The sequence below is a fragment of the Gemella sp. 27098_8_149 genome, from assembly GCF_041433745.1.
Lineage (GTDB): Bacteria > Bacillota > Bacilli > Staphylococcales > Gemellaceae > Gemella.
Genome location: NZ_JAPWCB010000004.1, coordinates 127,046 through 137,075 on the forward strand (window position 1 = coordinate 127,046; position 10,030 = coordinate 137,075).

11 protein-coding genes are annotated in these 10,030 nt (G+C 30.9%); 6 read left to right on the forward strand and 5 right to left on the reverse strand.

Going from position 1 to position 10,030, the window contains the following annotated elements; genetic code table 11:
- Positions 1–73: 73 nt before the first annotated feature.
- Positions 74–838 (forward strand): alpha/beta fold hydrolase, encoded by a 765-nt coding sequence (locus O3801_RS03375; protein WP_371454060.1) that lies wholly within the window; start codon positions 74–76, stop codon positions 836–838.
- A gap of 76 nt (positions 839–914) precedes the next feature.
- Here O3801_RS03375 and pssA read toward each other — a convergent pair whose 3' ends face one another.
- The gene (gene pssA, locus O3801_RS03380; protein ID WP_371454061.1) at positions 915–1,433 is read right to left on the reverse strand and encodes a CDP-diacylglycerol--serine O-phosphatidyltransferase; all 519 of its coding nucleotides are present in this window, start codon (positions 1,431–1,433) and stop codon (positions 915–917) included.
- A 173-nt stretch (positions 1,434–1,606) separates the two neighbouring features.
- Here pssA and O3801_RS03385 point away from each other — a divergent pair, with 173 nt between their 5' ends.
- Together O3801_RS03385 and O3801_RS03390 are read left to right on the forward strand one after the other, a co-directional pair.
- Entirely contained in the window at positions 1,607–2,515 is a 909-nt protein-coding gene (locus O3801_RS03385) for a YitT family protein (RefSeq protein WP_371454062.1), read from the forward strand.
- 167 nt (positions 2,516–2,682) lie between these two features.
- Positions 2,683–3,840: a chloride channel protein gene (locus O3801_RS03390; protein ID WP_371454063.1), complete on the forward strand. Its 1,158-nt coding sequence runs from the start codon at positions 2,683–2,685 to the stop codon at positions 3,838–3,840.
- Positions 3,841–3,882: 42 nt separating this feature from the next.
- Here the strand turns inward: O3801_RS03390 and O3801_RS03395 are convergent, their stop codons facing one another.
- From O3801_RS03395 to O3801_RS03410, 4 genes are read right to left on the reverse strand one after another with little or no spacing between them, the layout of a single operon-like run.
- Positions 3,883–4,602 (reverse strand): ABC transporter ATP-binding protein, encoded by a 720-nt coding sequence (locus O3801_RS03395; protein ID WP_060914212.1) that lies wholly within the window; start codon positions 4,600–4,602, stop codon positions 3,883–3,885.
- Complete coding sequence (locus O3801_RS03400; protein ID WP_371452194.1) at positions 4,602–5,597, reverse strand: ABC transporter substrate-binding protein; 996 nt, start codon at positions 5,595–5,597, stop codon at positions 4,602–4,604. Before O3801_RS03400 ends, O3801_RS03395 begins: the two co-directional genes overlap by 1 nt.
- Entirely contained in the window at positions 5,578–6,363 is a 786-nt protein-coding gene (locus tag O3801_RS03405; protein ID WP_371452196.1) for an ABC transporter permease, read from the reverse strand. The genes O3801_RS03400 and O3801_RS03405 overlap by 20 nt, the downstream gene beginning before the upstream one ends.
- Positions 6,335–6,619: a thiamine-binding protein gene (locus tag O3801_RS03410; RefSeq protein ID WP_004263982.1), complete on the reverse strand. Its 285-nt coding sequence runs from the start codon at positions 6,617–6,619 to the stop codon at positions 6,335–6,337. The genes O3801_RS03405 and O3801_RS03410 overlap by 29 nt, the downstream gene beginning before the upstream one ends.
- A 390-nt stretch (positions 6,620–7,009) precedes the next feature.
- On the opposite strand from O3801_RS03410, the gene lepB reads away from it, so the two are divergent.
- The 3 genes from lepB to O3801_RS03425 all read left to right on the forward strand — a co-directional run bounded on the left by lepB (position 7,010) and on the right by O3801_RS03425 (position 9,999).
- On the forward strand, positions 7,010–7,561 hold the full coding sequence (gene lepB, locus O3801_RS03415) for a signal peptidase I (RefSeq protein WP_371452198.1): 552 nt from the start codon (positions 7,010–7,012) through the stop codon (positions 7,559–7,561).
- Positions 7,562–7,722: 161 nt separating this feature from the next.
- Positions 7,723–9,324, forward strand: a complete 1,602-nt coding sequence (locus O3801_RS03420) for a CTP synthase (protein ID WP_371452200.1) — start codon at positions 7,723–7,725, stop codon at positions 9,322–9,324.
- Positions 9,325–9,342: 18 nt separating this feature from the next.
- A complete protein-coding gene (locus O3801_RS03425) occupies positions 9,343–9,999 on the forward strand; it encodes a DNA alkylation repair protein (protein ID WP_371454064.1) in 657 nt (218 codons plus the stop codon).
- Positions 10,000–10,030: the final 31 nt, after the last annotated feature.

Genomic DNA, 10,030 nt, shown 5'->3' on the forward strand with positions numbered 1-10,030 from the left:
TAAAAAAAAAAAAGTAATATACTAATAATAAGTGATATAATTAAGTAAAGTAACTATATGGAGTAAGGTTTTAATGAGAGAATACACAATAAGGAATGAAAAATACAAGATAAGGTATAATGATTTTGAGGGAAGTGGTACACCTATAGTAGTTATTCATGGATTAGGATGCGCTGGATCATTTGATTATGTAGAAATTTTTAATAGTGAGGAATTTAAAGGCCATAGGAGGGTACTTATAGACTTATTAGGAGCTGGATATAGTGACAAACCTCTAGATTTTTCATATGAGGTTAAAGAACATGCGAAATATCTAGCGGAGTTTTTGGAAGATTTAGGTTTGAATAAAGTTATCTTATTTGGTCATAGTTTAGGTGGTTCTATTGCTATTGAGTTGTGTGCAAGGTGTAAAGACAGAATTGAGAGATTGATTTTAACAGAACCAAACTTAGATCCCTCTACAAAAGGTCAGATTAGTTGGGCGATAGCACAGTATAAGGAAGATAATTACGAAAAAAGTATTATGACACTAATAAAGTATTGTGAAGGTGGAATGAATACAATGTGGGCTGCAACATTGAAGAATTGGTTACCTAAAGCAGTTTATCAAATTTCTCGTGATGCAGTATTACAGAGAGAAAAATCATGGAGAAGTATGTTATATGAGTTTGATATCCCAAAATTTTTTATATTTGGGGAAAATAGTCTTCCGAGTGATGACCTGGAAGAATTACCTAAACATGGTGTAAATGTAAAAACGGTAAAAAATGCAGGTCACTCAATGGCTTGGGAAAATCCAGAGGGGTTGACTGAGGTTATAGTCAGTTGCTTAGTGTGAATAAAGCTTGAATATGTAATTAATAAATATTTGAATATAAAAAAAGAATGTCCAGATTAATATCTGAACATTTTTTCTATATTTTTTTTATTTTCAAATTACTTACCATTAAGTAAGAACATAATATCAATAGTATTAACATTGCAATACTTGGTAATTTTATAGGGGCGATTACTGCAAGGACTGTTCCGCATGTAGTAATAGGAACACCTTGATAATATCCTTTTTTCATTTTTGTTACATTAAATCTGGCCAAACGATAAGCTCCACAGCATACATAGATTCCACAAAGAATTGCGACAATTACCATTAATAAAGTTGATGGCTTATCATTAGTAATAAAGATTTCAAAAACAAGCATGGCAGGTGCCACTCCAAAACTTACTACGTCACATAATGAATCTAAATCGTGACCAATTTCAGAAACAACGCCAAGTTTTCTTGCAACGATACCATCGTATCTATCTGCAAGCATAGCTAAGATAATAAAGACAGTACCCCAAATAAAATATCCATGTGATGTAGTTAGAATTGACATAAACCCACAAAAAATATTGCAAAGGGTAAGATAATTTGGTATGAAGTTTTTATTCATTTTAAAAGTCAACCTCCAATATTGATATTATAATTATAGTACAAATTTGTAATAATGTCTAAGAAAATATGAAATTAATAATTATTAAAAGGTAAAAAATTATTATTTATGCCTGTTGTTTATGACTATAAAACCTGTTATAATTAGGATAAAATTGCTTTTGGAGGTGTACTATGGAAAAGAATTACAAAAATTTAAATTTAACAAAAATTTTTAAAGAATTATTTATTATCTCTTTAGGTTGTGCTATTTATTCTTTTGCTATTATGCATTTTAATGTTCCAAACAAATTGGCAGAAGGTGGAGGAACAGGGATTTCACTGTTATTATTATACTCAATAGGTCTTCCAGTTTCTATTGGGACAATATTGGTAAACATTCCTTTATTAATAATAGGATATAAAATGTTAGATAAAAAGACAATGTTATACACGGTTTACGGTATTATTATGTTGACTTTTTGGATAGGGATTTTTGAGAAGTATAATATAGAAATAGAGATCGGTGGAGATAGATTACTGGCTGCTGTATTTGGAGGATTACTTGCTGGATTAGGATTGGGGATAGTCTTTCTAGCAGGTGGAACAACAGGTGGAGTAGACATAGTGGCGAAAATTGTACAACTTTATACAGGGAGTTCAATCGGTAGGATAATTCAAATTCTTGATGGGGTAATCATAGCATTAACTTTCGTAGTAGTTAAGAGTTTCCCAGCGATTTTATATACTTTGATTTATATTTTCATATGCACAAAAGTGATAGATTATGTCGTTGAAGGTGGGGTTCCTGGAAAAGGGGTAATGATAGTTTCGTCTGAGATAGAAATTATTACTAAAAAAATTCAAGAAGATATGAATCGTGGATTAACTTATATAAAAGGACAAGGAAGCTATTCTAAGAAAGATTTGAATATAGGTTATTGTGTAGTTTCAAGAAATGAAATAGGAAAACTTAAGTCATTAGTTTATAAAATTGATCCTCGGGCGTTCTTGACAATAACTGAAGTTCATGATATTATAGGAGAAGGATTCAGTTATGATCAACCGAAAAAAACAAGTCTAGGTTTTAAGAAGAATCAATAGATAAAAATCTGAGAAGGAGTGACTAGAAAATCATGATTTTGAAGAAACAAGATTTTGTCGAGTCACTTTTCGCAGTGGTTTATGCCTTGTAATATACACTTTTTTAAAAATTTAGAACTTTTATGTCAATCTCAGATTTATATTTGAAGGAGAAAAATAAATATAATATGTTAAGGAATTATTATTTTAGATTAATAAGTACAGTATTATTAATTTCTATTTGTTGTTCGTTATTTGGTCAAATGTTATTGAAATTAATAGAATTAACTAGTAGTTATTATAAGTATTTATTGATTCTAACACCTTTGATACTAGTTTTTACTAAGTTTAGTAATAAATATTTACACACCGGTGCTATAGGTATGAAGTATTTTATTGAAGCGGCAACTAATAAAAAAGAGAAAGTTACATGGAAATTTCCGTTTGTTTTAACTTTAAATACTTTATTGGCACATAGCTTCGGAGTAAGTGTAGGGCGTGAAGGAGTAGCTGTGCAATTAGGTGGAGCAATCGGTGGTAATATCGCTCCTAATGAATTTAGTCCAGAGAAGAAACAATTTTTTGTGAAATTAGGCATGATTTGTGGATTTGCTGGATTATTTCAAACTCCATTAGCTGCTGTAGTATTCATTTTAGAGGTTGTCAGTGACAAATTTAACTTTACAATAAATAAAGTTTATGAGTATGTAATATATGTCGTCGCAGCGTATATAAGTGCTTTTGTATCACATAAAGCAGGTTTGGAAAAATTCTTTGTAACTATAGATGTAAGTGGAATTAATATAAATTTAGAGTTTATTTCTAAATTAGTTTTAGTTGGAGTTATTTTTGTTTTTGTAGGAATCATATTTGTTCTCCTTCAAAGAAAAACAAAAGCATTAGTATCTTTGAATAAAAATATCATTTGGATTCTTCTAGTTATTTTTATTTTAGTTAGTATTGTTTTTGAGTACAGATATGCTTCATTAGGTACAAATTTAATTGATCTTTCTTTTACAGATTTTGAACAGATTCAGGTTTATGATTTTATGTTGAAAATTATATTAACAGCTATTTGTACAGGGATAGGCTTTAGTGGAGGAGAGGTTACTCCGTTGTTTGCGATTGGAGCAACTTGTGGAGTAATTCTAGGAGTTTGGTTAGGACTACCAATTCTAGTAACAGCAGCCTTGGGATACTGTTTAGTATTTTCAGCAGCAACTAAGACATACATTGCACCTATATTTCTTGCATTAGAAGTATTCGGATATAAATTGATGTTGTTTGCGGTAATCCCAGCAATATTAATTTACTTAATCAATAAAAAATATAGTATCTATAAATAATTAAATACACCCCAGTGTGAAAATTCACGCTAGGGTGTATTATTATAATCCAAGTATATTTAGTATCTCTTTCTTATATTTAAGTTTTTGTTCATCTTGATTATTTTCATCAAGATTTATTTTTATTTCAGATACAATTTCACCAGGTTTATTTTTAATGATATAAATTCTATCGCTTAGGTCAATGGCCTCGTCTATATCGTGGGTGATTAGTAGAGTAGTTATATCAAGTTTATTCTTGATTTCAAGGTACCAAGAGTGAAGTGATATTTTAGTAATTGCATCGAGTGCACTGAAGGGTTCGTCTAGTAAAAACAGTTCTTCTTTGAACATATATGTACGTAGAAGTGCTACTCTTTGACGCATACCACCACTTAATTCACTAGGATATTTATCTTTATATTCATAAAGATTAAATAATTTAAGATTTTTTATTGCTTCTTCTTCTGCTTCTTTTTTATTAATTTTTCTTATTAAAAGAGGAAGTATAATGTTTTGAATAATAGTCTTATGTTCTAATAATAAGTCTTTTTGAAGCATGTAACTTACACGACCTTTATAGTCTGTGTTACCTTTTATAGAGATTTCTCCACTTTGAAGAGGATTTATACCCGCAATAATGTTGAAAAGGGTAGTTTTACCAACACCACTTCCACCAAGTATAGAAACAACTTCACCTTTATCGACATGGATGTTTATATCTTTTAGTATTTTATTGTTAGGATAATTGAAAGATAAGTTTTTTATTGATAATATATTCATTATTTTATATAGTCATTGCTGAATCCAGTGTTTTCTGCAAGAGGTTGTTTTGTGATTTTGTTTTCGTTAACCCAACGGTAGAATGCATTCCATCTGTTAGCATCGAATTCACCCCAGTGATCTTTGTTTGATGCATATTGTTTAGATAGATATTTTTGAGATTCAACAACGAAATCTTTTTTATCTTTCAATTCTGGAGCATTTTTAATTAAAATCTCTGCAGCTTCTTCAGGATGTTCTATAGCGTAGACATATCCTTTCTTAATAGCTTTAAGAACTTTTTTAGCTTCTTCTTTATTTTCTTTTAAGTAATCGTTATTAGCAATGATTACTGGAGAGTAGTAGTCTAAATCTTTATTGAAATCTTTTAGATAGAAGTAGTTAATATCTAGTTTCATGCTTTCAGCTAATTTACCATCCCATGCATAGTAAATCCAAGCTGCATCGAAAAGACCATTTTCTAGTGGAGTAACAGAGTTTGTATCTGTATTTGGAGCTAGATTTAATTTGTTAGCATCTCCACCTTGTTTTTGAATTAATGATTTAACCATTGCTAATTCTACTGGATCATTCCAAGTTCCGTACTTTTTACCTTGAAGATCTTTTGGTTCTTTAATGTTGTTTTTCTTAAGTGAAATGATACCAGAAGTGTTGTGTTCAATAATTGCGGCTACGGCAGTAATTCCTGCACCTTTAGAAAGTTTGTTAGCCATTGAGTCTTGGTAGTAAATACCAAAAGGTGCTTTGTTATTAATAATTAAGTCAGAAGTACTATCTTCAGGCGCCGGCTTAATGTCAAGATCAATACCTTCTTCAGCGAAGTATCCTTTCTCTTTTGCTACATATAGACCAGTGTGGTTTGTGTTAATTGCCCAGTCAAGTACGAAATCTACTTTTTTAAGTTCTTTTTTCTCTGCGTTTTTATTAACCGTACTGCATGCAGTTAATGAGATTGCTAAGATAAAAGCAAAAACGCTAGTTAATATCTTTTTCATGATTTTCTCCTATGTATTTCCATTTAATAAATTTTTTCTCACTTAGTTTAACAAGTTCGATACTTAATAAACTGATAACCGATACTAGTATTATGATTGCAAACATAGTATCGTATTCAAATAATTTTTTCGCTTTAATCATGTAAACTCCAAGTCCTTCAAAGCCACCTAACCATTCAGCAACCACTGCTGCGATAAAGGCATAAGATACACTAACTCTAAGCCCAGCATAGAAGTAGCTTAGACTCGTTGGGATTTTTACATGCCAAAGTATTTGTAATTTACTAGCATTCATTAATTGTAATAAAGTAATCATATCTTTATCACAGTTTCTAAATCCATCTAGTATACTTACAACAATTGGGAATGTTGTTGTTATAACAATTAATACAATTTTTGGTGTAAGTCCATAACCCAACCAAAGCACAAGTATAGGGGCTATTGCAATAGTTGGTATAGTTTGAGTCAGTACAAGAAGTGGATAGATAGACTTGTTAAATATTGGTATGCTATCCATAATTAAAGCAAGAAGCCATGCTATGACTATCCCTAGGAATAGACCTATAATAGCTTCAAGTAGGGTGATTTTGCTGTGAAATATTAATAGTTCGTAGTTTTTTATAAAAGCTTTAACTATTTCAACAGGTGTAGGTATGATATATTTTGGAAGTAAACCGAGATTACCAGCTCCTTGCCAAATAATCACTAGACACAACATAGAAATAGTTGCTGCATATTTATTGATTAAATTTGTCAATTTTTTCATTTATAGTTAAAACATCTCCATAGTTAATTTTCACATTTGCAAAAATATTTTTACTATCCTCACCCGCTAGGACAAAGCATTCTTTAAGAGTATCCATAAGTTCGTTGAATTCACCTTCAATTACTGTTTCGAATGGAGTAACAATTACATTTGAATGCTTATTTTGTAGAAAATAGATAACTTTATCTATAATCTTTAGTCTTCCATCATGATTATCAAGAGGAAGAATTTGTAATGCAATACTGCAATTTATCAAAATAAAAAACCTCCTTACAATATAAGAGGGGTCTAAGTTTGTCTTTAAGTCAAATAATGCCTACGCTAGCATTATCTAGATCAGGCGCGGTCGAAATATTTATATTCCCTCTCAGACTGTTCACAGACTCCCGTATAAATAATTATATCACACGTATGAAAAAAAACAATAAAAGTGCTTACAGAAATAACGGTATTTCATGAAAAATGATTTACATAAATATTGACATTTTCATTTCTAAACAGATTAACAAAAATATTTGAGTTGATGTGAAATCTATAAATTCCAATATATTAATTCTAATATATTAATGGAAAATTTATTTTTGATTTTTCTATTAATATATGGTAGAATTATTAATCATAAATAAAATAAAAGAGGGATATACCAGTGAAAATTTTAAGAGAAATTATGGAGTGGATAGTAGTTGTAGTAGTTTCTATTGCTATTTATCTACTTATAAGCACATATCTTATCGCGCCTTTTACAGTAAAAGGACACTCGATGGATTACACATTTGCTGATAACGATAAAGTTTTCGTTAATAAATTCAGCAAAAATTTTGAGCGTGGAGATGAAGTTGTATTCCATGCAAATGAAACTGATGACTATATTAAACGTATAATCGGAGTTCCTGGAGATACTATAGAGTACAGAAACGATGTACTATATGTAAATGGTCAAAAAGTTGAAGAGCCATACTTAGCTCAAAAAATTAAAGAAGCTAATGCTTCTGGAACTGCACCATTTACGCCAGATTTTAATATTGAATTTTTAAGTAGTACAAAATCTAAAACTGTGCCAGAAGGTACATACTTTGTATTAGGAGATAACAGACAACACAGTACAGATAGTCGTGTATTTGGATTTGTTAAGAAAGAAGCAATGATTGGGAAAGTAAGCTTAAGATACTACCCATTTAGTTCATTTAAATTCTTTTAATAAATACTAAAAGAAAATTTAATATATCGAATTATTTTAGTTGCTAAAAATTTTGCGTTATGCTAGAATAATATACGGGCACTCTTAAAGAGTGATTTAAGAAACCACCCCCTGCGATAATTTCGTAGGGGGTTTATTATTTTTAATAGAAGGAGAACACAATGACAAAGTATATTTTTGTAACAGGTGGAGTAGTATCATCATTAGGAAAAGGTATTGTAGCGGCATCAGTAGGTCGTGTATTAAAAAATAGAGGATTAAAAGTAACATTACAAAAATTTGATCCATATTTAAATGTTGACCCTGGAACAATGAGTCCATATCAACACGGAGAAGTTTTCGTTACAGAAGATGGAGCTGAGACTGACTTAGACTTAGGTCACTATGAAAGATTTATCGATGTTAACTTAGGACAATATTCTAACGTAACTGCAGGACGTGTTTATTCTTCAATTATTGAAAAAGAACGTCGCGGAGATTATTTAGGAGGAACAGTTCAAGTAATTCCTCACGTAACAAATGAAATCAAATCACGAGTATTATTAGCTGGAGAATCTAGTGATGCTGATGTTGTTATTACAGAAATTGGTGGAACAACAGGAGATATTGAATCTTTACCATTCTTAGAAGCAATCCGTCAAATCCGTAGCGATTTAGGACGTGAAAATGTATGCTTTATTCACTGTACATTATTACCGTACATTAAAGCAGCAGGGGAAATGAAAACTAAGCCAACACAACAATCTGTTAAAGAATTACGTGGTTTAGGTATTCAACCAGATATTATTGTAGTTAGAAATGAACTTGCTTTAAACGATGAGCTACGTGCTAAGATTTCATTATTCTGTGACATTCCAAAACAAAACGTTATTGAAAGTCGTGATGTAAGTAATCTATATCAATTACCAGTAAATCTTAAAGCACAAAAAATTGATGATATCGTGTTAAATCATTTTGGTTTAACTGCGCCAGAAGCTGATATGACTGAATGGTTATCATTAGTGGATAGAGTAGATAACTTAAAAGAGGATGTAAGAATCGCATTAGTAGGTAAATATGTAGAACTTCACGATGCTTATATTTCTGTTGTAGAATCTTTAAAACATGCAGGATATAAAAACAATGCTAAAGTTAAAATTGATTGGATTCAATCTGAAGATATTACAGAAGAAAATGTTCATGAGTATCTTAAAGATGCAGACGGAATCCTTGTACCAGGTGGATTTGGTGATCGTGGAGTTGAAGGTAAAATTACTACTATTAAATATGCACGTGAAAACAAAGTACCATTCTTCGGTATTTGTTTAGGTATGCAACTTGCTGCTGTTGAGTTTGCACGTAACGTGTGTGGTTTAACTGGAGCACACTCATCAGAATTAGATCCAAATACGCCATACCCAATTATTAACTTATTAGCGGATCAAGAAAATGTTGTAGAAATGGGAGGAACTTTACGTTTAGGAAGTTACCCATGTACATTAATAGAAGGATCTGTAGCTCACAAAGAATATGGAGAAATCAATATTACTGAGCGTCACCGTCATAGATATGAATTCAATAACTTCTATCGTGAGCGTTTAACTCAAAAAGGAATGGTATTATCAGGAGTTAGTCCAGATGGTAAATTAGTTGAAATCGTGGAAATTCCTGAACATCCATGGTTTGTAGCTGGTCAATTCCACCCAGAATTTAAATCACGTCCGGAAAAAGCACACCCATTATTCGCTGGATTCATTAAAGCAAGTTTAGAAAATAACAGATAAGAACTTTTATTATAAATTATGAAATTATTAGATTTAATAACTGACTTTGAAGAAAATCGTAATGAACTTTTAGCTGAATCAATGTCTAAGTACATGCAGGATAAGTTTAGATTTTTAGGTGTACGTGGTGCAACTAGAACGGAAATCTATAAAAAATATTTCCCAGACGCAAGAAAGACTAAAACCATCGATTGGTATTTTGTTGAGAGTTGTTGGAATAAAGAAGAGAGAGAATTTCAGTATGTAGTTGTTTATTATTTAAAGGCAATGCAGAAATTCTTAAAAAGAGAAGATATTTCAAGGTTAAAATATCTAATAGTCACAAAATCTTGGTGGGATACTGTTGATTTGCTTGCTAAAGTTGTAGGAAGTTTAGTTATTCGTATTGAAGGTTATGATCAAATTATGCTAGAGTGGAGTAAGGACAGTAATATTTGGTTGAAACGAGTAGCTATTTTGTACCAACTGTCTCTTAAAGACAAAGTAGATGAAATAATTTTAGATAAAATTTTAGTAAACAACCTTGGTGATAATGAATTCTTCATTAATAAAGCTGTTGGTTGGGCACTTAGAGATTATTCTAAATTTAATCCAGAGTGGGTCAGAGAATTTATTAAAAAGAATAAGGATAATATGGCTAATCTTAGCATAAGAGAAGCTAGCAAGTACATATAGAGAGGAGCGATTTTTAATCGCTCCCTTCTTT